Annotated in this window: 16 protein-coding genes; 5 read left to right on the top strand and 11 right to left on the bottom strand. The window is 66.3% G+C overall.

Annotated elements, in window-relative coordinates; translation table 11 throughout:
• Positions 1 to 243 precede the first annotated feature (243 nt).
• A complete protein-coding gene (locus tag V3328_RS18520) occupies positions 244 to 1,248 on the bottom strand; it encodes a VOC family protein (RefSeq protein WP_340331180.1) in 1,005 nt (334 codons plus the stop codon).
• 292 nt (positions 1,249 to 1,540) lie between these two features.
• Complete coding sequence (locus V3328_RS18515) at positions 1,541 to 5,263, bottom strand: vitamin B12-dependent ribonucleotide reductase (RefSeq protein ID WP_340331179.1); 3,723 nt, start codon at positions 5,261 to 5,263, stop codon at positions 1,541 to 1,543.
• An 888-nt stretch (positions 5,264 to 6,151) separates the two neighbouring features.
• Between V3328_RS18515 and V3328_RS18510 the strand changes: the two genes are divergently transcribed.
• From V3328_RS18510 to V3328_RS18500, 3 genes are all read left to right on the top strand, one after another.
• The gene (locus tag V3328_RS18510; RefSeq protein WP_340331178.1) at positions 6,152 to 7,153 is read left to right on the top strand and encodes an acyltransferase family protein; all 1,002 of its coding nucleotides are present in this window, start codon (positions 6,152 to 6,154) and stop codon (positions 7,151 to 7,153) included.
• A 218-nt stretch (positions 7,154 to 7,371) separates the two neighbouring features.
• Positions 7,372 to 7,782, top strand: coding sequence for an NADH:ubiquinone oxidoreductase subunit NDUFA12 (locus V3328_RS18505; protein WP_340331177.1), 411 nt, complete (start codon positions 7,372 to 7,374; stop codon positions 7,780 to 7,782).
• 227 nt (positions 7,783 to 8,009) lie between these two features.
• On the top strand, positions 8,010 to 8,375 hold the full coding sequence (locus V3328_RS18500; protein WP_378759029.1) for a DUF2155 domain-containing protein: 366 nt from the start codon (positions 8,010 to 8,012) through the stop codon (positions 8,373 to 8,375).
• On the opposite strand, the gene aat is transcribed toward V3328_RS18500, so the two are convergent.
• The 8 genes from aat to V3328_RS18460 form a co-directional block, all read right to left on the bottom strand.
• Positions 8,315 to 8,986, bottom strand: a complete 672-nt coding sequence (gene aat / locus V3328_RS18495) for a leucyl/phenylalanyl-tRNA--protein transferase (RefSeq protein WP_340331176.1) — start codon at positions 8,984 to 8,986, stop codon at positions 8,315 to 8,317. The genes V3328_RS18500 and aat overlap by 61 nt on opposite strands.
• A 54-nt stretch (positions 8,987 to 9,040) precedes the next feature.
• Complete coding sequence (locus V3328_RS18490; RefSeq protein ID WP_340331175.1) at positions 9,041 to 10,309, bottom strand: RNA polymerase sigma factor; 1,269 nt, start codon at positions 10,307 to 10,309, stop codon at positions 9,041 to 9,043.
• A gap of 121 nt (positions 10,310 to 10,430) precedes the next feature.
• Positions 10,431 to 10,868, bottom strand: coding sequence for a VOC family protein (locus tag V3328_RS18485; protein WP_340331174.1), 438 nt, complete (start codon positions 10,866 to 10,868; stop codon positions 10,431 to 10,433).
• 51 nt (positions 10,869 to 10,919) lie between these two features.
• Positions 10,920 to 11,342: a YciI family protein gene (locus V3328_RS18480; RefSeq protein WP_340331173.1), complete on the bottom strand. Its 423-nt coding sequence runs from the start codon at positions 11,340 to 11,342 to the stop codon at positions 10,920 to 10,922.
• 154 nt (positions 11,343 to 11,496) lie between these two features.
• The gene (gene accC / locus V3328_RS18475) at positions 11,497 to 12,840 is read right to left on the bottom strand and encodes an acetyl-CoA carboxylase biotin carboxylase subunit (RefSeq protein ID WP_340331172.1); all 1,344 of its coding nucleotides are present in this window, start codon (positions 12,838 to 12,840) and stop codon (positions 11,497 to 11,499) included.
• Positions 12,841 to 12,856: 16 nt separating this feature from the next.
• Positions 12,857 to 13,327: an acetyl-CoA carboxylase biotin carboxyl carrier protein gene (accB, locus tag V3328_RS18470; protein WP_340331171.1), complete on the bottom strand. Its 471-nt coding sequence runs from the start codon at positions 13,325 to 13,327 to the stop codon at positions 12,857 to 12,859.
• A gap of 168 nt (positions 13,328 to 13,495) precedes the next feature.
• Complete coding sequence (locus tag V3328_RS18465; protein WP_340331170.1) at positions 13,496 to 14,344, bottom strand: DsbA family protein; 849 nt, start codon at positions 14,342 to 14,344, stop codon at positions 13,496 to 13,498.
• Between the two features lie 46 nt (positions 14,345 to 14,390).
• Positions 14,391 to 15,707 carry a M48 family metalloprotease gene (locus V3328_RS18460; RefSeq protein WP_340331169.1) on the bottom strand — a complete coding sequence of 439 codons (1,317 nt, stop codon included), beginning with the start codon at positions 15,705 to 15,707 and terminating at the stop codon, positions 14,391 to 14,393.
• 361 nt (positions 15,708 to 16,068) lie between these two features.
• On the opposite strand from V3328_RS18460, the gene V3328_RS18455 reads away from it, so the two are divergent.
• The gene (locus V3328_RS18455; RefSeq protein WP_340331168.1) at positions 16,069 to 17,268 is read left to right on the top strand and encodes a pyridoxal phosphate-dependent aminotransferase; all 1,200 of its coding nucleotides are present in this window, start codon (positions 16,069 to 16,071) and stop codon (positions 17,266 to 17,268) included.
• A gap of 4 nt (positions 17,269 to 17,272) precedes the next feature.
• On the opposite strand, the gene V3328_RS18450 is transcribed toward V3328_RS18455, so the two are convergent.
• Positions 17,273 to 19,975 carry an Rne/Rng family ribonuclease gene (locus V3328_RS18450; protein WP_340331167.1) on the bottom strand — a complete coding sequence of 901 codons (2,703 nt, stop codon included), beginning with the start codon at positions 19,973 to 19,975 and terminating at the stop codon, positions 17,273 to 17,275.
• Positions 19,976 to 20,682: 707 nt separating this feature from the next.
• Here V3328_RS18450 and V3328_RS18445 point away from each other — a divergent pair.
• Complete coding sequence (locus V3328_RS18445) at positions 20,683 to 21,948, top strand: N-acetylmuramoyl-L-alanine amidase (protein WP_340331166.1); 1,266 nt, start codon at positions 20,683 to 20,685, stop codon at positions 21,946 to 21,948.
• Positions 21,949 to 21,988: the final 40 nt, after the last annotated feature.

The following is a 21,988-nucleotide window of genomic DNA, read 5'->3' as shown; positions in this document are numbered from 1 at the left end:
GGTGGGGGTGGCGCAAGGCGGGTTCGATGCCCGCCTTGCGCGATGCTCTGAAGGCGCCCGCGGGCACGGCCAATCGCCCCGCCGCCGGGACCGGCGCGGGTCGGTGTCTTGCTCGGTGCGGCGATTGCCGCGTGTCAAAGAGCCGCGGAGCGATTGCCACTCCGGGGACCGTCTGCCCCCAACTGATACTGCAGACGACCGTCTGCGGGGCGCGGGCGCTCGAAGGAGTGCCTTGCTAGTGGTTTAGTGATGGCGCTCGTCCGAGCGCCCGCCGCGGCGGTTAAGACCAGTCCGGATCGCGCTCCGGCGGGGGCGAACGGCTCGCGCCCTCAAGAGCCGCCGGGGTGCGCTGCCAGGAGGCTCTGCCTCCTGCGCCACGGTCCCCGCGGAACTCCCCTGGACGGCCGGACGGAATCCCGCCTCAAGGCCCGCTTGGGCGGCCCGCCGTAGTACGGACGGGCGATCCGGGAGCCTCCCCGAGCCGGCGTGCCGACATGCACGGCCTGCTGGAGGCGCCGCTCCCTCCCGCGTGGTCCGTGTCGGATCCGGACACGCCCCCGCATGGGAGAGATGACATGAGCATACGCGCGTTCTGGAGAGTGTGAATAAGATTGTCGGCGGGAATCTGTAAGGGACTGGCAGGCCTACGGAAATCGACAGTCCGCGCCAACCTCGACTGCGTCCCCGGTCGTCATGGCCGGTCCTGTCCCGGCCATCCACGTCTTCTCCGCGGCGGCCGCCGTCCGTGGATGCCCGGCACAAGGCCGGGCATGACGGCCGAGGTGGATCGCATGGGATTGGCCATATCGCAGCCTGCGCCCCGGACGTGATCCGATGCCCGGCGGGACGATGGCGGTGTCCGCCGCGCGACCTAAAGAGCGCTGTGACGAAGTAGCCGTCGGGATCGCGCAGGGAAAACTCCATCGTGCCGGTGTTCGAGTTGACGTGCGGCTCTTCCTCCAGCCGGTCGGCGGCGGTGCTGGCCCTCGACAGGGCGTGATCGAAGTCGTCGACGCGGAAGAACAGCAGGAGGCCGTTGCCGGGCTCGGCGTGGGTCGGGCTCGCCAGCGTCGGATGACCGTGTGCGCCCCACTGGTGGAGACACAGCAGCACGGTTCCGTCGGTGTCGATGACCTGGCCGAAGTCGTCATGCGCCGGGTCCGTTGCGGGAAGGCCGAGAAGCGACTGGTACCAGGCAAAGCTTCGGGCCACGTCGCGGACGCCGATGATCGTCCAGGTGCGCTTCACCGCCTGCTCCGATGGCGTCGTACGGGCCCACCATGCCCGCCAGGAATGAACTCACGATACTCGCTTTGTAGCGGCGTTCCGGTCAGCACTGTAAGTCGGATCGGCGGAACGTTGTGTCATCGATTCTCCCGGAGCCGAGCCGACATGGCGTCTTGCCGGCCTGTGAACAGGTCGGCACCGGCGTACCGCCGTCGATGTCGGGCTGGCGGCGACGGGTGGGTGCCGCACACAAAGGAAAAGGGCGGATCCGAAGGCCCGCCCTTGTATTATCCGTCAGATCGGACTTGGCCGCTCAACTACAGCCGCTGGTCGAGCCGCAGGTGTCGCACTTCAGGCAGGTGCCGTTGCGTACCATGGTGAAGTTGCCGCACTCGGTGCAGGATTCGCCGACATAGCCCTTCAGACGTGCCTGGGCGCGCTGTTCCTCGACGCTCGGCTGGGCGATCACCGACTCCGCTTCCATCTGCACCTCGACTTCGACCTCCCGCTTCAGCGCGGTGGCCTGTCCGGATCCGCCGGATCCGCCGGCGAAGTTCTGGGCGCGGGCCTGGAGCTTGCCGACGGGGCCGCGGGCATCCGGGGTGCGTACCTTCGCAGGCGCCTCGGCGCCGCGCACGACGGTCAGCTTCTCGTTGACCCGCCCGCGCACCAGGCCGGTGGAGACGAAGCGCGCCGCGGCGGGAACCTCGGGCTCCTGCTTGCCTTCGCTGACGCCGGCGCCCATCGCCGTAGAGCCGATGTCGGCGGGGTCGACGTGGCCGAGATCGTGGCGGCCGATATAGGAGATCGCCAGTTCACGGAAGATGTAGTCGAGGATCGACGTGGCGTTCTTGATCGAGTCGTTGCCCTGCACGAAGCCGGCCGGCTCGAAGCGGGTGAAGGTGAACGCCTCGACGAACTCGTCGAGCGGCACGCCGTATTGCAGGCCGAGCGATATCGCGATGGCGAAATTGTTCATCAGGCTGCGGAAGGCGGCGCCTTCCTTGTGCATGTCGATGAAGATCTCGCCGAGACGGCCGTCCTCGTACTCGCCGGTCCTGAGATAGACCTTGTGGCCGCCGACGATGGCCTTCTGGGTATATCCCTTGCGCCGGTGCGGCAGCTTCTCGCGCTCGCGAACCGCCTTCTCGACGATGCGCTCGACGAAGCGTTCGGCCATCGCCGCGGCCTTTGCCTGCGAGGACTGGGCGAGAAGCTGCTCGACGACTTCCTCCTCGTCCTCGTCCTCGTCGGCGATCAGCTGGGCCGACAGCGGCTGCGAGAGCTTGGAGCCGTCGCGGTAGAGGGCGTTGGCCTTCAGCGCGAGCCGCCAGGACAGCATGTAGGCGTTCATGCAGTCCTCGACCGTCGCCTCGTTGGGCATGTTGATGGTCTTGGAGATGGCGCCGGAGATGAACGGCTGGGCCGCCGCCATCATGTGGATGTGGCTTTCCACCGACAGGTAGCGCTTGCCCTTCTGCCCGCAGGGGCTGGCGCAGTCGAAGACCGCCAGGTGCTCGTCCTTGAGGTGCGGGGCGCCCTCGACAGTCATCGTCCCGCAGACATAGGCGTTGGCCTGCTCGATGTCGCGCCGACCGAACCCGAGTTCCGACAACATGTCGAAACCCGGGTCGGCCAGTGCGTCCGCCGCGAACCCGAGGGTCCCGGAGCAAAAATCCTCGCCGAGCGTCCATTTGTTGAAGACGAACTTGATGTCGAAGGCGGTCCTCACCGCCTCCTCAAGGGCCTCGATCTTGTCGTTCGTGAAGCCCTTGGCCGCCAGCGTGTCGTGGTTGATCGCCGGCGCACCCTTCAGCGTGCCGTGACCGACGGCGTGGCGAATGACGTCGTCGATCTGCGCCTGGTCGTAGCCGAGGCCGCGCAGCGCCGCCGGGACGGCCTGGTTGATGATCTTGAAGTAGCCGCCGCCGGCCAGCTTCTTGAACTTCACCAGGGCGAAGTCCGGCTCGATGCCGGTGGTGTCGCAGTCCATGACGAGGCCGATCGTGCCGGTCGGCGCGATCACCGAGACCTGGGCGTTGCGGAAGCCGTGCTCCTCGCCGACCGACAGCGCCCGGTTCCAGGCATCGCACGCCGCCGCGACGATCTCGCGCTCCGGGCAGGAGTCGTGATCGAGCGGCACCGGCGGGATGCTGAGTGCCTCGTAGCCGGTCTCGTCGCCGTGGGCGGCGCGCCGATGGTTGCGGATGACGCGCAGCATCGCCTCGCGATTGGGTCCGTAGCCGGGGAAGGCGCCGAGCGCCGAGGCCATTTCCGCGGACGTGGCGTAGGCAACGCCGGTCATCAGCGCCGTGATGGCGCCGCACAGGGCGCGGCCTTCCTTCGAATCGTACGGGATGCCCGACGTCATCAGCAGGCCGCCGATATTGGCGTAGCCCAGGCCCAGCGTGCGGAACTTGTAGGAGAGCTCTGCGATCTGCCTGGAGGGGAACTGCGCCATCAGCACCGAGATCTCGAGCACGATCGTCCACAGCCGCGTGGCGTGGGCGAAGGACTGCACGTCGAACGCGCCGTCCTCGCCGCGGAACTGCAGCAGGTTCAGCGACGCCAGATTGCAGGCCGTGTCGTCGAGGAACATGTATTCCGAGCAGGGATTGGAGGCCCGGATCGCGCCGTCGGCGGGGCAGGTGTGCCAGTCGTTGATGGTGGAATGGAACTGGATGCCGGGATCGGCGCAGGCCCATGCCGCGTGACCGATGTCTTCCCACAGGTCCCGGGCCTTGAGCGTGCGGGCGACCTTGCCGTCGAGGCGCCGGATCAGGTTCCAGTCGCCGTCCTCCTCGACCGCGCGCAGGAAGTCGTCGGTGACGCGCACCGAATTGTTGGAGTTCTGACCGGAAACCGTCAGGTAGGCTTCCGAATCCCAGTCGGTGTTCAGATCGGGGAACTCGATGGACGTGTATCCCTGCCTGGCGAACTGGATGACGCGGCGGATGTAGTTCTCCGGCACGTGCGAGCGCTTGGCGGCCTTGATCTCGCGCTTCAGCGCCGGGTTCTTGGCGGGGTCGAAGCAGTCGTCGCCGGGGCCTTCGCAGTTGACGCAGGACTTCATGATCGCCGAGAGGTGCTTGCGGCAGATCTTCGAGCCGGTGACGAGGGCGGCGACCTTCTGCTCCTCCTTCACCTTCCAGTTCACGTAGGCCTCGACGTCCGGGTGGTCGACGTCGACGACCACCATCTTGGCGGCGCGGCGGGTGGTGCCGCCCGACTTGATGGCGCCGGCGGCGCGGTCGCCGATCTTCAGGAAGCTCATCAGTCCGGAGGACTTGCCGCCCCCCGACAGCTTCTCGCCGTCGCCGCGCAGCATCGAGAAGTTCGAGCCGGTCCCCGAGCCGTACTTGAACAGGCGCGCCTCGCGCGTCCACAGGTCCATGATGCCGCCGTCGTTGACGAGATCGTCGTCGACGGACTGGATGAAGCAGGCATGGGGCTGCGGATGCTCGTAGGCGGACGTCGAGGCGGTCAGCACGCCGGTCTCGAAGTCGACATAGTGGTGGCCCTGGCCGGGACCGTCGATGCCGTAGGCCCAGTGCAGGCCGGTGTTGAACCACTGCGGCGAGTTCGGCGCGCATTTCTGCGTGGCCAGCATGTAGGCGAGCTCGTCGAAGAAGGCGCGGGCGTCGGATTCGGAATCGAAGTAGCCGCCCTTCCAGCCCCAGTAGGTCCAGGTGCCGGCGAGCCTGTCGAAGACCTGCCGCGAATCGCGTTCCGGACCGAACCGCTCGTCCTCGGGCAGCGCCTCCAGCGCCTTGTCGTCGGCAACCGACCGCCACAGCCACGAGGGGACTGTGTTTTCCTCGACCGGCTTCAGCCGGGCGGGCACGCCTGCCTTGCGGAAATACTTCTGGGCGAGAATGTCGCTGGCCACCTGCGACCAGGTCGCCGGCACCATGATGTCGTCCAGCCGGAACACGACCGACCCGTCCGGATTGCGGATCTCGCTCCGGGTCTTCCGGAACTCGATCCCATCGTAAGGTGACTTGCCGTCGACGGTGTAGCGTCGCTCAATCCGCATCATATCTCCCCATCGCGCAACTCGGCGCGCACTTCCCCGCGCCGGACCCAACAGACGTCCGGCTCTTGCCTCACGTACCGACGGTGACAGTTCCGTCAAGGCGTCTGCCGACGCCGCTTACCCTGAACCGATGCCCGCGGCTCCCACCCGTCCGGCGGGCAATATCTGCCGCTGCCCCCGAACCAGGCCGGGGGCTGTAAAACGCTGATACATAATGGAATTCCTGCCTGACGGTGGAACGCCGCGCCGTCATCGGCAACGTCGACAACGCTAAGAGACTCGGCGGAGCGGCGTCAAGGACTAACATCGGGAGTGACATGAATTTTTCACAATCCCTTGTAGCGACGTTTGTTTCCCCCACAAGATATTGTGGCGAATCTTAACAGCCAGTGAATCGTGGGGACAACTCCGCAACGCCGGCGCGCGCAGCCGGCGCATCTGCTCCCAAAGGAGCGGCCCCTTCCGGAGGTCAAGGCCGCCCTGTCAACTCAGGAGCTTTAGGCACCGCTCACGCATTGAGGACGATTCGCCACGCCTTGTCACAATCGATGAGGTCGCATGTCGCGCACTACGGGTCGTCAGCCCACGAAGATACACGTCCGGAGGGTTGGACTGGGTAACCGCCCGAGGAGACGCGGTCCGGCTCTGGAAGATGCCGCGGAAACCCCGCGATGGCATCGATAGTCAAAGTGCCACAGATGTCATAGTATAGAGGGAAGGCAGAATGGTGAATTTATGATTCGCTCAGTAAAGGAGATAAATGCAGAAAAATTAAGTGCTTGAGAAACAATCAAATTAGGAGACGTGAAGGAGGCGGTTTGAGGTGCGGGCGCGTCAGGTCTGGAGGGCAATGCAATAAAGCCGGCACGCCGCCAGGGGGAGCGCTACGTGACTCTGGACGCCTTTCGTGGGGCCGCCGCTCTTTTCGTGGTGATGCATCATTTCCCTCAGTTTTTTGGCGGATGGAGTCCGCAGCTGGCTAGTTCTGCAGTCGACCTTTTCTTCGTTCTGTCCGGATTCGTTCTTGCGTCCGCCTATGGTGACAGAGTTGCCACAGGGACAGCGCAAAAGCAGTTGATCCTGTTGAGATTGGTTCGGATCTACCCTTTGTATCTCCTGGGCACCGCAATCGGAATCCTGTCCCTGGTCTTGTCCGTCGTGAGCCGCGGATACGTAAGTGAATTCCATCTCCCGTTCTGGAAGGCGATCCCCTTCGCGCTCGTTATGCTTCCGTCTCCGAGTTTTGGCAGCCTGGGAAACGTATTTCCGCTCAACATTCCCGCCTGGTCGCTGTTCTTCGAAATCGTTGCGAATTTTTACTGGTTTCTACTCGGAAGGTATGCGGCAAGATTACAGTTGTGGTCTGTCATCATCGTCAGCGGAATCGGCTTGTTCGTGTTGCGGGATCAATTGTCGGGCGGTTGGAGCCACGATAATTTTTATGTCGGATTTTTCAGAGTTGCATACTCGTTCGCCGTGGGGCTCGTCCTGTTCAGGTATAGAAATATAGTAGATCTGCGGTTCATGCCCTCCGGATTTGTATTCCTGACGATATTCATTCTGGCAATGTGCTCGGCACCAGAATCCGCACGGTTGGGCATCGTGATGGTGTTCTATCCCGTCCTTGTTCTGCTCGCGGCGCGCGCCCGGGTAGGGGCAGGGTGCAGAGCCGTGTTTGAGTATGCGGGCAGGATTTCCTATCCGATGTACGCGGTTCATCTTCCGATGCTTGCGATTGTCGTTGCCGTGATGGACAGATTTGCCTATGGACCGACGCCGCTGATATCTGCCGTCGTGATATTTGGTCTTGTGCTGTCCTGCTGGGTCGCTGATCGCTGTTATGATCAGCCCATCCGCCGATATCTTCACGCGATGCTTGGTCTGAAGTGAGAACGGTTGCGCCGACCACGGGCGGAGGTGTCTGGAGATGCGCCTGCGACCGCGTTGCGGCGCCGGAGCCAGGCCTGCTCGAGCCGGCCCGCCGATCGCGCCGGATCCTGCGGTGACAGATGCGGTGAGACGTGGCGGACGGCGCACGCCGAGACGCTTTACGCCCTAGACACCCGGGGGCTTTCCCGCCATATTCCGCGCCATTCCAAGGGCGGACGATGCGAAATTTCATCATTCAGATCTTTGCCTGGTGGCACAACGCGACGCTCGGCACGCGGTTCTACACGTGGCGGAAGGGCGAGTTCGTCGGCGAGGACGAGTTCGGCAACCGCTACTACCGCACCCGCGGCGGCGCGATCGACCCGGAACTGCACTTCCAGCGGCGCTGGGTGATCTTCAACGGATACGCCGAGGCCAGCGCCATTCCGCCGGGGTGGTGGGGCTGGATGCATCACAAGGTCGACGTGGCGCCCAGCGAGACGGACTACCAGCCGATGCCCTGGCAGAAGCCGCATCTGCCGAACCTCACCGGCACGCCGGCGGCCTATCGCCCCCCGGGCAGCATGCTGACGCCCGAACGGCGTCCGCGGGTCACCGGCGACTACGACGCGTGGTCGCCGGACGCCTGACCCGGCGCAGTGGCGGCCTCACACCAAACCTGCCGGATGGACGACGCAGTTTGCACCGTAGCCGCATGACCGCCTGCCTTGACCATTTTTCGGCGTATTCGCCTCGGATAAACGCCGGATCGCGCGGGCTGCGAGTCGGGCGGCGCAGGGAGACGGCATTGCGGAAGACGGACAGCACATCCTGGAAGGGCAGCCGCAGCGGCATTGCCGTCGCGCTTTCGGCCGCCGTGCTGATCCTGGCCGCCGGCGCGGCGCGCGCGGAGAAGATATCCAATCCGATCGCGGAGTTCGCCGGTCTGGACAAGATCACCGGCCAGATCCGGACCTTCGACGTCAGGATCGACGAGACGGTGCAGTTCGGCGCACTGCAGCTCACGCCGCGCGTATGCTATTCGCGGCCGCCCACCGAGCCGCCGCAGACGACGACCTTCGTCGAGGTCGACGAGGTGACGCTCGACCGCAAGATCCAGCGCATCTTCACCGGCTGGATGTTTGCCGACAGTCCCGGCCTGAACGCCGTCGACCATCCGATCTACGACGTCTGGCTGACCAACTGCAAGACCAGCTCCGAGGAACTCGGCGTCGGCAACTGACGGAAGTCGGCCTCCCTGAGGAGGGCCGCCTCGAGAACGTGCTGGTAGCGCTTGCGCGGCAGCTCGATGGCGCCGAACTGACGCAGATGCTCGGTGATGAACTGCGTGTCCAGCAGTTCGAACCCGCCATAGCGAAGGCGGGCGGCAAGATGGACCAGCGCGATCTTGCTGGCGTCGCGCTCGCGGTGGAACATCGATTCGCCGAAGAACGCGGCGCCCAGCCTGACCCCGTACAGTCCGCCGACCAGCCGGTCCTGCCGCCAGATCTCGACGGTATGGACATGGCCGATCTCGAACAGCTCCCGATAGATCCGGCGGATCTCGCCGTTGATCCAGGTCTTGCGCCGGCCGGGCGCCGGCTCGGCGCATGCCGCGATCACCCCGTCGAAGTCGCTGTCGATGCGCACCTCGTAGTCGTTGCGCCGGATGGTGCGCGCCAGCCGCCGCGAGACCCGGAACTGGTCCAGCGGCAGGACGCCGCGTTCGCGCGGCTCGATCCAGTAGATCGACGGATCCTCGGCGCTTTCCGCCATCGGGAAGATGCCGCAGGCATATGCCTTGAGAACCACGTGCGGCGTGATCGACAGCGTCAGGTCGTCATGCGAGGTCATGGCCCATATCTAGGGCTTGCCGCGGCGGATTGGAACCGGCGCGGGGCGCGACGCTCAGGCCGGGCCGGCACACGCCGCCGCCCGCCGCAGGAGGAACTCCCTCTCGCGCGCGTTGCGGGTCAGCGCTGCGGCGCGCTCGAACTGTGCCCTTGCCTCGTCGGGGCGGCCGGCGCGCAACAGGAAGTCGCCGCGGGCTGCGGGCAGGGGGGCGTAGTCGCTCAGCGCCTCGACGCGGTCGATCTCGTCGAGACGCTCCAGGCCGACCTGCGGTCCGTAGGCCATGCTGTGGGCAATCGCGCGGTTGAGGTCGACGACGGGAGACGGCATCACCTGCCGGAGTACGTCGTACAGGCGGGAAATCAACTCCCAGTCCGTGTCCGCGGCACGACGGGCGCGGGCGTGGCAGGCCGCGAGCGCCGCCTGCAGGGCATAGGGGCCGGTCGCGCCGCCAAGCGACACCGCACGGTCGAGAGCCGCAAAGCCCCGCCCGATCAGCAGCCGGTCCCAACGCGACCGGTCCTGCTCGGTGATCGGCACGAGCGATCCGTCCGCTGCCGTGCGCGCGGGCAGGCGGGATGCCTGTATCTCCATCAGCGCGAGCAGGCCGAAGACCTCCGGCTCGTCCGGCATGGCCGCCGAAAGGATGCGTCCGAGCCGCTGCGCCTCGCCGCACAGGCCGGGGCGGACCAGGTCGTCGCCGGCAGTCGCCGAGTAACCTTCGTTGAAGATCAGGTAGACGACCTCCAAAACGGAGGCGAGCCGTTCGCGGCGGTTGCCGCCGCGCGGCACCTCGAACCGCAAGCCCGCATCGCGAATCGCCTTCTTCGCCCGCACGATGCGCTGGGCGATCGTCGGCTCGCTTGCGAGGAAGGCACGGGCGATCTCGTCGGTCGTGAGACCTCCGATGAGGCGCAAGGTCAGCGCAGCCCTGGCCTCGCGCGACAGGACGGGGTGGCAGGAGGTGAAGATCAGCCCCAGCAGTTCGTCGCCGAGATCGTCGTCCAGCGCGGCGTCGAGCTCGGCCACCGACGTCTCGCGCGTCTCGTCGGCTTCGCGGCCGATCTCGGCATGCTTGAGCCGGCGCATCCGCTCGCGGCGGAAGCCGTCGATGGCGCGGCGCCTGGACACGGACATCAGCCATGCGCCGGGCTTGTCGGGGATGCCGCTGTGCGGCCACTGCGCCAGCGCCGTCACCAGCGCGTCCTGGGCAAGTTCCTCGGCCAGGTCGACGTCACGAACGATGCGAGCCAGGCCGCCGATGAGGCGGGCCCGCTCGATCCGGAAAACGGTCTCGATCGCCTGATGCGTTTGATCGGGTGTCACGCATCCTGATTAGAGCGCGGACCGGAGAATGTCGACGCTGCCCGGGCCGTCGGAAAATTCGGCCGGCCGCAGGAGGACTGCGAGCCGGCCTTGGCCATTCGTCGTCCCGCGCTGCCGCCTGTCAGGCAGACCCCCCGGTTTCCTGCGGCATTGCGGCCGACGCGGCATCCATGTCCATCCACGCAGGCTCGAAAACGTGGCCGTCGGGATCCTCGAAGGTGCGGATATACATGAAACCCATATCCTGGGGCTCGCGGACGTCCGCCTTGCCCCCCGCCGCGGCCGCAGCCGCCACGATGGCGTCCACGTCCGCACGGCTGTCGCGCGACAGCGCGATCAGCATTGCGCAGGTCTCGCGCGGGTCCGAGATCGGCTTTTTGGTAAAGGTCGCGAAGTAGTCGCGCAAAAGCAGATGGAACATGATCGTCTCCGACCACACCATGCTCGCCGCCTGATGGTCGCTGAACTGTTCGTTCTTCACGCAGCCGATCGCCTCGTAGAAGCGGATGGAGGCCGCCAGGTCGGTCACGGGCAAATTGAGGAATATCATGTCAGACATGAGCAGAAGTCCTTGCTGAATCGATTTGGGGAAACCGGCGATCCCGGAGCCTCACCGGTCCTCCATCTTCTGCCGGGTGCGGTCGTGCAACTCCGTGACCTCCGGCGTCAGCGTCTCGGCGAAGTCCTCCATCTCGAAGATCGGGCGGATCTCGATCTCGCTCGGTCCGGGCATCGGATTCGGGCAGCGCTTCACCCATTCGACCGCCTCGGCCATATCCTTGACCTCCCAGATCCAGAACCCGGCCACGAGCTCACGGGTTTCGGCGAACGGACCATCGATCACTGTCCGGGTCGACCCTTCGAACGCGATCCGCTTGCCCAGTGAGGAGGGCTTCAGTCCTTCGCCGGCGAGCATGATGCCCGCGTTGACCAGCTCCTCGTTGTACTTGCCCATGGCTTCGAGCAGTTCCGTCGAAGGCAGCATTCCGGATTCGCTGTCGTCGGTGGCCTTCACCATCACCATTACACGCATCGTTTTTCTCCCATGTTCACGAAGGCCGAAGCAGCCTTCATGCACCTGCGACGATCGAACGTCGGCAGAATCGACAACGGGCCAGAAATTTTTTGCGAAATGATGTCGGCGGAAGGTACCGGCGCCCGCACGGCAGGCGCCTGGGCCTCCAGGATCACTGATTGTCGGCCAGGAACCGCTCGAGCCAGTGGATGTCGTAGTTGCCGTCGACGATGTCGGGCTGGGTCAGAAGGCGCTGGAACAGGGGAATGGTGGTCGACACCCCGTCGACGACATATTCGCTGAGCGCGCGCCTGAGCCGCATGAGGCATTCGTTGCGGGTCTTGCCCGAAACGATCAGCTTGCCGATCAGGCTGTCGTAGTAGGGGGGGATCCTGTAGCCCTGATAGACCGCCGAATCGACGCGAACGCCTAGCCCTCCCGGCGGATAGTAGTAGTTGATCCGGCCGGGGGACGGCATGAAGGTCGCGGGATCTTCCGCGTTGATGCGGCACTCGATGGCGTGACCGTCGAGCTTTATGTCGGACTGCCTGACCGACAGCGAGCCGCCGGAGGCGACGCGAATCTGCTCGTTGACGAGGTCGATGCCGGTGATCATTTCGGTCACCGGATGCTCGACCTGCAGCCGGGTGTTCATCTCGATGAAGTAGAACTCGCCGCCCTCGTAGAGAAATTCGATCGTTCCTGCGCCGGAGTAGCCGAGTTCGGCGATGGCGTCGGCGACCCTCGCGCCGATGGTCGCGCGCTCCGTGGCATTGATGCCGGGCGAGGGCGCCTCCTCCCAGACCTTCTGGTGGCGCCGCTGCAGCGAGCAGTCGCGTTCCCCGAGGTGGATCGCGTTGCCGTTGCCGTCGCCGAACACCTGGATCTCGATGTGGCGGGGCAGGGCCAGGTACTTCTCGATGTAGAGTGCGTCGTCGCCGAATGCCGCCTTGGCCTCGGCGCGCGCGGTGCTGATTGCATGGGGCAGATCGGCTGCCGTGCGGGCGACCTTCATGCCGCGCCCCCCACCGCCGGCGGCCGCCTTGACCAGTACGGGATAGCCGATTTCCGCGGCGATGCGGCCGGCCTCCACGTCGTCGGTTACCGCGCCGTCCGAGCCGGGGACGACCGGGATGCCGAGGCGCGCGGCGGTGCGCTTTGCCGCGATCTTGTCGCCCATGATGTTGATGTGTTCGGGGGAGGGGCCGATGAAGGCGATATCGTGTGCGCGCAGGATTTCGGCGAACCGGGCATTTTCCGAGAGGAAACCGTAGCCGGGATGCACGGCGTCGGCGCCGGTGATCTCGCAGGCCGACAGCAGAGCGGGGATGTTGAGGTAGCTGTCGCGCGCCGGCGGCGGGCCGATGCAGACGCTCTCGTCGGCGAGGCGAACGTGCATGGCGTCCGCGTCGGCGGTCGAATGCACTGCGACTGTCGCGATGCCAAGTTCCTTGCAGGCCCTGAGAACCCGCAAGGCGATCTCGCCGCGGTTGGCGATGAGAATCTTGTCGAACATCGCTCTGCCTGCCGGTCTATTCGATGACAAGCAGCGGTTCGCCGTATTCGACCGGCTGCCCGTCCTCGACAAGGATCGCGGTCACCGTGCCGGTCCGCGGGGCGGGAATCGGGTTCATCGTCTTCATGGCCTCGACGATCAGCAAAGTCTGGCCTTCCCGGACCGCGGTTCCCACGTCGACGAAGGGCTGGGCGCCGGGCTCCGGCGCGCGATAGGCGGTGCCGACCATCGGCGAGGTGACGGTTCCAGGCTTCAGGCCGGTGTCGGCGGTTGTCGCGGGTCGGCCTTCGCCCCGGTCGGCCGACGAGACAGGGCCGGGCGCCGGCGCGGCGTGGGCTGCGACGGGAGCGGCGACCGTCACGCTGCGCGCCACGCGAACCCGAAGGCCGTTCTGCTCTATCTCGATTTCGCTGAGGTCGGTCTCGGTGAGAAGCGACGCGAGCTCGCGAATGAGCTCCTGATCGATGTCGCGTCCGGATTTTGCCATTCGTTTCTTTCCTGCCGTCCGAGGGCCGCGTCGCCGCTGCCACATGCGGCTTTTTCCTGTTTCAAGGCTGCCCATACATAAAGGTTCGGGCGCGATCCGCAAATCGCGTCCGAACCGATGACGTCAACCTGGGAAAACTTATCCCGCCGCGGTGCGCCCGGCCAGCGCTCAGCAGGTCTCGCAGCCCGACTTCCGCGCCTCTTCAATCTTGGCCTGCAGCGCATCGAAGCTGAGCGCGCCGGGAATCACCTCGTTGCCGACCACGTAGGACGGCGTGCCGCGCAGCCCGAGCGCCTCGGCCAGCTGGAAATTCTGTTCAAGCGCATCGTCCACGGAGGACTCCTTGGACGCCGCGAGAATCGCCTCCCGGTCGAGTTCGAGCTGGTCGACCACCTCGAGCGCCCGCTTGCGGTTGATTCCGTCGCTGCCGCTGGGCTGGGACATAAGTTCGACGTGGAAGTCGAGGTACCGCTCGGGTGCGACCTTCTTGACGCCCTGCGCGATCCGCGCCGCTTCGGCGGACCCTTCCGACAACACCGGCCATTCCTTGAAGACGACCCGCAACTTGGGGTCGGAATCCATCAGGTCGACCAGCGCCGGCAGCATGCGCTTGCAGTACCCGCAGTTGTAGTCGAAGAACTCGACCAGGGTGATGTCGCCGGCAGGATTTCCGGCCACGGCCGAGTGCGAGGATCGGAAGATCTCCTCGCGGTTCTTGTCCAGCGCCTCGGTACGCGCCACCTGCTGGTCGCGCTCCCGTTTCGCCTCGAGTGCGGCGAGCACCTCCTCCAGGAGTTCCGGGTTGGCGAGGAGGTACTCCTTGACGATCGGGCCGATCGTGTCGGCATCGAGGGTTGCCTCACGCGATTCCTTGATGCGGGCGTCGATCATCTTCTCGACGGCCTTCTTGCTGAGGGTGGCTTCCTCCGCGAACGCGTGCTGCGTCGGGGCGAGGGCACCGATGGCCATGGCGGTCGCGATCGCCAGAGCCCCGAACATCGTGGGCAGTCTCGTCATGTCGTGCATGTCCCTATTGGGAGTGGATTGACTCGCCGTGGGCTTATCACGAGCGCGGCGGCTTGTAGTTCAAAATATCGTCAGCCCTCAGCCACGCGGGCGACCCCCGCGCGAGGCCCTGCTGGGCGCGACCGGCGAACCGCTGGGCAAGTTCGTAGTCGCCGCGGGTGAAATATTCCTGGGCCGTCGCAAGCTCGGCCTCGGGCACCTGTCCCGCCTTGCCGTAGGCGATGGCCAGATGCCGGTATCCTGCGGCAAAGTCGGGTTCCTCCTGGAGCCCCTGGTTGAGCTGCTTGATGCCCTGCTGAAGAAGGGAGGGATCGTCGGCGGCAACCATGGCGCCGCCGAGCGCCACCCGGATCAGTCCCGGGTGCGGAGCCATCGAGACGGCTTTCTGGTACGGGCCGATTGCGTCGCGCGGCCGCCCCGACTTCACGAACAGGTCTGCCTTCAACTCCCAGAAATAAGGGTTTGACGGCTCAACCCGCAGCAGTGCGTCCGCTCCGGCCATCGCGTCGCGATAGTTGCCCGACTGCATCAGCGCGATCGTGCGGGCATAGACGGCGGGAAGGCTCTTGTCGGAGGGCGGATAGCGACGGTTGACGGAACTGGGGTGCTCCAGGTAGCCGGTGAGCTTGGCCCGCGCCAGGTCGTGGCGATGCTGCAGCTGCGGCGGATCCTGCTTTTCGAAGTACGGGCTCTCCTGGGCGAGCTTCTCGAGCGCCGCGATACGTTCGCGCGGCATCGGATGGCTCTGGGCGTAGGGGTCGACGTACTTCGTCGACAGGAACGACTGGTCGGCCAGACTGGCGAACGTCGTCAGCATGCCCTTCGAAGACTGCTCCGTGGCATTCAGATAGTTGACCGCCGACCGGTCGGCCGCCGCTTCCTCGCCGCGCTGGTAGCTGAGCAGCGAGCGCTGCAGGGCGTGCTGGCTGCCCATCATCATGGCCTGGCCGGCCTGGGCGCCGGCGCCGGCGTCACCGGCCATGGCGCCTGCGGCCATCGCGCCGGCGCCAAGCAGCATCCCGAGTATCGCCATCGCCTGCGCGTTCTGGAGTTCCAGACGCATGCGGGCCAGGTGGCCGCCGGCGATATGGCCGGTTTCGTGCGCCAGAACGCCGATAACCTCGTTGGGAGTGTCGGCCTGCATCAGCACGCCGGAATTGATGAAGATGCGGCGCCCGTCGGCGACGAACGCGTTGAAGGCCGTCGAACCGACCAGATAGATGTTGACTGCGGAGGTGCCGACGCCGGCGGCGCGGATGATCGGCGTGGCGTAGTCGCTCAGCAGCGCCTCGATCTCCGCGTCGCGGATGAATCCGCCCCGCTGCGCGGCGGCCGGGGCGACAGTCAGTGCCACGGCGGCGACGGCCGCAACGGCGCCGCGGGCGAGCCGGCCGGTGCCCAAAAATCCGGTTGGACCGGGCCGTATCTGTCGACGCGGCGCAGTCTCGATTGGCATTGCCCCTGATGGCATGGCGGACCTTCTCCCTGAACGCCAGCAAGGTAGGATCAGCAGTCGTCGCGGTCAAACGCAACGGCGGCCCTTGCCGGCTGCTGCAGCTTTCCTCCCGGCGCCGATAAAACCGGTCCGGTGCGCGCGATGTGGACCCTGTGCTCCCGGTCGGCTACCACAAGGCGGAAATTGCGGCGACAGGGTGGCCGCAGCCGGCTGTCGCGCCGCAGATGCGGTGCGAGAGCCCCCACGCAGGGGAAAATGGATGCACGACAAGGTGAGCGGCGACGAGCGGATACTCCGGCACGGGCCGCCGATGCCGTCCAGACGCTCGGACGTGGCGCCGTTCATCGCGATGGACGTGCTGCGCGATGCGCGCAATCTCGAACGACAGGGCCGGCACATCCTGCACCTGGAGGTCGGGCAGCCCGGAGCCCCGACGCCGGCCGGCGTGCGCGCCGCCGTCGCCGAGGCCCTGACGGGCGGCAGCATCGGCTACACGGAGGCGCTCGGCACGACGCCGCTGCGCGAACGCATCGCCCGCCACTACCTCGAAACCTACGGCGTTCGTGTCGCGCCGGACAGGATCGTCGTCACGACGGGATCCTCCGCCGCCTTCGTGCTGGCCTTCCTGGCCTGCTTCGAGGCCGGCGACCGGATCGCACTCGCCGCTCCCGGCTACCCGGCCTATCGCAACATCCTGAGCGGGCTCGGCCTCGAAACGGTCTGGCTGGAAACCACCGAAGCGTCGCGCTGGGCGCCGACCGCGGCCATGCTGGACGATGCGTCCGCGGTTGCGCCCCTGCAGGGAATGCTGGTCGCCAGCCCGGCCAACCCGAGCGGCACGATGCTCGAGCCCGATGCAATGGAAGCGCTGCTGGCCGGCGCCCGCGATCGCGGCATGTGGTTCATCTCCGACGAGATCTATCACGGCCTGACCTACGGCGGCGCCTGCGACACCGCCCTGCAGCACGACGACGACGCGATCGTCATCAACAGCTTCTCGAAATACTACTGCATGACCGGCTGGCGGATCGGCTGGATGGTGGTGCCCGAGCGGCTGGTGCGGCCCGTCGAGCGGCTGGCGCAGAACATCTACATATCGCCGCCGGCGCTGTCGCAGGTCGCCGCCATCGCCGCCTTCGATTGCGTCGACGAACTGGAGCGCAACAAGGCTGTCTACGCCCGCAACCGCGAGATCCTCGCCGAAGCGCTGCCGCGGCTCGGGTTCGACCGGATCCTGCCGATGGACGGCGCCTTCTACGCCTATGTCGACGTCAGCCGCTTCACCAACGACTCGCTCGATTTCGCCGAACGCATGCTGCACGAGGCCGGCGTCGCGACGACGCCGGGCCTCGACTTCGATCCCGACAGGGGGAGCCGGTTCCTGCGCTTTTCCTTTGCCGGAGCGACCGCCGACATCGAGGCGGCGGTCGACAGGCTCGGCGACTGGCTGAAGCGCTAGCGGGCTATTCGCCGGCCGTGGTCCGCCGCCGCCACCAGCCGCGGCGCGGAGGAGCGCTCGGCGCGGTGTCCTGGACGACAGGCTTTTCCTCGGCGGCGGCCGGTTCCTCGGCCGTCTCCGGCCCGGTCTCGCCGTCCACGGCTTCGGCGGCGACCGGCTCGGCCACCTTTTCGGGCTCGGGCTCCTGCTCGGGCTCCGGCTCGACAGGAGCCGGCTCGGCGGCGTCGCCATCCGCGGGCTCAGTCTGCGCCAGCTCGTCGGCGGGGGCCGCAGGCACCTCGCCGACCTCCGCGATTTCGGCATCGGCGGTGTCCGAGTCCGCCGTCACCGGGTCGGCATCGGCAGCCGCGGACGCCGGCTCGGCCTCCTGGGCGGCCTTGGCGCGCGACCGGCGAGGGGCCCGCTTGCGGGGGGCGGGCTTCTTTTCGGGCGTTTCCGGTGCGGTCTCTGCGGTCTCGTCCGCTGATTCCGTTTCGACGGCCGCCTCCGGTTCCGCGGCGGCTTTGGCCGGCTCGTCCGCCTGCTGCGGTTCGGTCACCGTTGCGGGTTCCCAGGACGACGGCGCCACGACATCGGGCCGGTCGCCGGAACTTGCCGCTTCGTCCGCCTCGGCGGCGGTCGCCGGGGACTCGTTGCGGTGGCGGCGTCCGCCGCGCCTGCCGCGCCGGCGCCGGCGGCTGCCGGACGACCCGCCGCCCTCCTTTTCGGCACTCTCGTCGTCATCGGTGTCAGCCGACTCCGCCTCGGCGGCCTGCTGGTCGCCGGAGGCTTCCTGGCCGGCGTCCGCCTGGGAGTCGGAGGCCGATTCGCCGCCCGATCCGCGCCTGCGCCGCCTGCGCCGCCGGCGCTTCGGGCCGCTGTCTTCCTCGGAACGGCCGGCCTGCGTGTCGTCGGCCTCGTCGTCCGCAGCCTGGACGTCGTCTTCAACCTCGTCCTCGCCCGGGACCACGGAGATCGGCCGGACGACGGTGTCGCGTTCCGCCGCGCGGGCCGGCTCTCCCTTCTCGATCTCCACGGCCGAGGAGCCGACGCTTTCGTCGGCATCGATCGAAATGATGACGGAGAAGCGGGTTTCGAGTTCGCGCAGGTGGGTGCGCTTCTGGTTGAGGACGTAGAGCGCCACTCCCGTCCGGGTGCGAACCTTGAGATCGGTCGGCTTGCCCTTGAGCAGCTCGTTCTCGATGGTCCGCAGCAGGTGCAGCGCGACCGACTCGATCGACCGGATGCGGCCGGTGCCCTCGCAATGGGGGCAGGGCTGCATGGTGGATTCCAGGACGCCGGAGCGAATCCGCTGCCGGGACATCTCGAGCAGGCCGAAATGGCTGATGCGGCCGACCTGAATGCGGGCCCGGTCGTGGCGCAGCGCGTCCTTCATCCGCCGTTCGACAGCGCGGTTGTTGCGCTTCTCGTCCATGTCGATGAAGTCGATGACGATCAGGCCGGCGAGATCGCGGAGGCGCAACTGGCGGGCCACTTCGTCGGCGGCCTCCAGGTTCGTCTTGAGCGCGGTGTCCTCGATATTGTGCTCGCGGGTCGAACGCCCCGAGTTGACGTCGATCGAAACCAGCGCCTCGGTCTGGTTGAGCACGATGTAGCCGCCGGACTTCAGCGTCACCTGCGGGCTGAACATGGCGTCGAGCTGCGCCTCGATCCGGGTCTTGGCGAAGATCGGTTCGGGGTCGCGGTAGGGCTGGATGTTCTTGGCATGGCTCGGCATGAGCATGCGCATGAAGTCCTTGGCCTCGCGGTACGCCTGGTCGCCGGCCACGAGGACCTGGTCGATGTCCTTGGTGTACAGGTCGCGGATCGCGCGCTTGACGAGGCTGCCTTCCTCGTAGACGAGCGTCGGTGCGACGGACTTGAGCGTCAGCTCGCGGACATTCTCCCAGAGGCGCAACAGGTATTCGAAGTCCCGCTTGATCTCCGTCTTGGTGCGGGCCGCGCCCGCCGTGCGCAGGATGACGCCCATCCCCTCGGGCACCTCGAGCTCACCGGCGATGCCCTTGAGGCGCTTGCGGTCGGTCGAATTGACGATCTTGCGGGATATGCCGCCGCCGCGGGCCGTATTGGGCATCAGTACCGAATAGCGGCCGGCAAGCGACAGGTAGGTGGTGAGCGCGGCGCCCTTGTTGCCGCGCTCTTCCTTGACGACCTGCACGAGCAGGACCTGCCGCTTCTTGATGACTTCCTGGATCTTGTATGTCCGGCGCGGTCGCGACTTGCGGACCGGCACCTCTTCCATCGCATCGTCGCCGCCGACGGATTCGACGGAATCGTCCTCCGAAGTTGCGACTTCCTCGACGGTTGCGCCGGAAGCCTCGGGCTCCGCGTCCGACTCGCCGTCGCCATTTGCGGCGGCGGGATTCTCGGACGCCTCGCCGGCCTCCTCCCCGTTCTCCTCGGCATCGTCCGAGGCACGGTCGGCTTCGTCGGCCTCGATCAGCGCCTGCCGGTCAGCGTAGGGGATCTGGTAGTAGTCGGGATGGATTTCACTGAAGGCGAGAAACCCGTGCCGATTGCCGCCGTAGTCGATGAAGGCGGCCTGCAGGGAGGGCTCTACGCGGGTGACCTTGGCCAGATAGATATTGCCGCGGAGCTGCCGACGGTTGGCGGCCTCGAAATCGAACTCCTCGACCTTGTTGTCGCGGACGACGACGACCCGGGTCTCCTCGGGATGCGCCGCATCGATAAGCATCTTGGTTGGCATTGTCTCAACTCTGAATTGTGGAGGACGACAGGCGACGCCGACGCGGCCCTGGTCCGGTCAGTCCGGAAAGGGGCGTGCGATCGCGTGTGTCCTGGGGTTGGTGTTCCGGGCGCCGATGGCCTCTCGGAAACGACGAATCGGATGGTCGGCACGTTCGCCGTCCCGGCCGGGTAATGCAGTGCGGCGCCTGATGGCGCTACGCTGGCCGGTGGCACTTCAATCCCGAACATCCGCAACTCTCGTTCGATCCTGCCGGGCTTGACCGGAGGATGGGTTGGGCTGGACGCCTGGAATCAAGACTTTAGTGCGTCCGTTTGGTCTTGGCGTGGCAACGCCGCAACCGTTGACAGGTACCGCGCGCAATCGGCGCTGCGGTGGCTGATTCGACCTCCAGCGGTTGTTCGGAGCGGGGACCGGGCGGGGCAGCTTTGCCGCGGCACTATTGCCTGGCTGCCCGGCGATCTGGAAGGGTCCCTTGCGGAGGAAGCAGATATCTCCGCAATGGCTCGAGGCCAGAGACGCGAATTCGAAACCTGAATTGTTATTAATGGGTCGGCGGCTGACTTTGCAAGGGTTGTGTTGCCGCGGCCACATTCCGGAATTTTTCCGCGCCCGCCGTCAACATCCGATTAACCCTGCGCCTATAATTCTCGCCTTGATTTACGCATTATGGATCGAAGCCCGATTGCTGCTGGGGTCGCTGGCCGGTGTTTGCGACGGTTTTCAAGACAGGATCTATCGGGGCGCTCGTGGGTCTGGCGCTGGCATGGTCCGCGCCAGCCGCTCTTGCCGAAGAGGATTCGGCAGGCTCCGTCGATGACACTGCGGCGGGCCTCGTCGTTGCGACCGGCTCGAGGCTGGCCGGCGACGAGAAGCGGACCCGCTTCGTCGTGGACGTCGATCGTCACGTGGCGTTCGGAGTGTTCGCGCTCGCTGATCCCTACCGGATCGTCGTCGACCTCCCGGAAACCGAGTTCAAGCTCGATGCCGCGGAGGGCCGGGCGGGGCGCGGTCTCGTCAACGCCTATCGGTTTGGGCTGATCGGTCCCGGCAAGTCGCGAATCGTGCTCGATACGTCCGGGCCGGTGCAGGTCGACAAGGCCTTCGTCGTCGATGCCGTGGACGATCAGCCGGCGCGTCTCGTGGTGGACATGGTCGAGACGACTCGCGAAGACTTCCTCGCCGAACTGGCGTTGCAGCCGCCGCGGCAGCCCGTCGCCTCGTCGCCGCCGGTGTCCGGGCACGAAGCCGTTCGTCCCGGCGGCGCTTCGGGGAGCCGCGAGATCGTCGTGGTAATCGATCCCGGCCACGGCGGGATAGATCCCGGTGCCCGCAGCCGCAGCGGAACGCTGGAAAAGGATGTTGTCCTCGCGTTCTCCAAGCGCCTCGAGGAATCGCTCGGGAAGTCGGGCCGGTTCGAGGTCCATCTGACTCGCGACGACGACGAATTCATTCCGCTGGCCGAGCGGGTCAACATCGCCCGCAACCACAAGGCGTCCCTGCTGATCTCGGTGCATGCCGATTCGGTCGCCACGGGCACGGTCAGCGGCGCGACCATCTATACGCTGTCGGAACGGGCGTCCGACGGCGTGGCCGCGGCGCTGGCGGAACAGGAGAACCGGTCCGACGCCATCGCCGGAGTCGACCTGACCGGGGAAACCGACGCCGTGGCCGACATCCTCATCGATCTCGTCCAGCGGGAGACGAAGAACTACGCGGTTTTCTTCGCGCGCACGCTGGTGGAGGAACTGAAGGGACACACAGGCGTGGTGAAGAATCCCCACCGTTCCGCGGGATTCCGGGTCCTCAAGGCCCATGACGTCCCTTCGGTGCTGCTTGAGTTGGGATACCTGACGAATCCCGAGGACGAAAAGCACCTGCTCGACGAGGAATGGCAGCACAAGATTGCCGATTCCGTCGCCAATGCGGTCGCGCAGTATTTCGGCGAACGCCACGCGCGCGCCCCGTTCTGAAGCGGCACGCAGCCTGGCCGGAGGAGCGGGTCACAATTTG

It is taken from the genome of Microbaculum marinum, assembly GCF_037855135.1.
GTDB classification, from domain to species: Bacteria; Pseudomonadota; Alphaproteobacteria; order Rhizobiales; family Tepidamorphaceae; genus Microbaculum; species Microbaculum marinum.
This window is presented reverse-complemented; position numbering and strand designations above follow the sequence as displayed.

Bases quoted from the DNA above. Each gene is read 5' to 3' on its own strand.
- V3328_RS18505 (WP_340331177.1), top strand. From the start codon at position 7,372: ATGCGAAATTTCATCATTCAGATCTTTGCCTGGTGGCACAACGCGACG.
- accC (WP_340331172.1), bottom strand. From the start codon at position 12,840: ATGTTCGACAAGATTCTCATCGCCAACCGCGGCGAGATCGCCTTGCGG.
- V3328_RS18515 (WP_340331179.1), bottom strand. From the start codon at position 5,263: ATGCGGATTGAGCGACGCTACACCGTCGACGGCAAGTCACCTTACGAT.
- V3328_RS18455 (WP_340331168.1), top strand. From the start codon at position 16,069: ATGCACGACAAGGTGAGCGGCGACGAGCGGATACTCCGGCACGGGCCG.
- aat (WP_340331176.1), bottom strand. From the start codon at position 8,986: ATGACCTCGCATGACGACCTGACGCTGTCGATCACGCCGCACGTGGTT.
- V3328_RS18485 (WP_340331174.1), bottom strand. From the start codon at position 10,868: ATGTCTGACATGATATTCCTCAATTTGCCCGTGACCGACCTGGCGGCC.
- V3328_RS18480 (WP_340331173.1), bottom strand. From the start codon at position 11,342: ATGCGTGTAATGGTGATGGTGAAGGCCACCGACGACAGCGAATCCGGA.
- accB (WP_340331171.1), bottom strand. From the start codon at position 13,327: ATGGCAAAATCCGGACGCGACATCGATCAGGAGCTCATTCGCGAGCTC.
- V3328_RS18465 (WP_340331170.1), bottom strand. From the start codon at position 14,344: ATGACGAGACTGCCCACGATGTTCGGGGCTCTGGCGATCGCGACCGCC.
- V3328_RS18450 (WP_340331167.1), bottom strand. From the start codon at position 19,975: ATGCCAACCAAGATGCTTATCGATGCGGCGCATCCCGAGGAGACCCGG.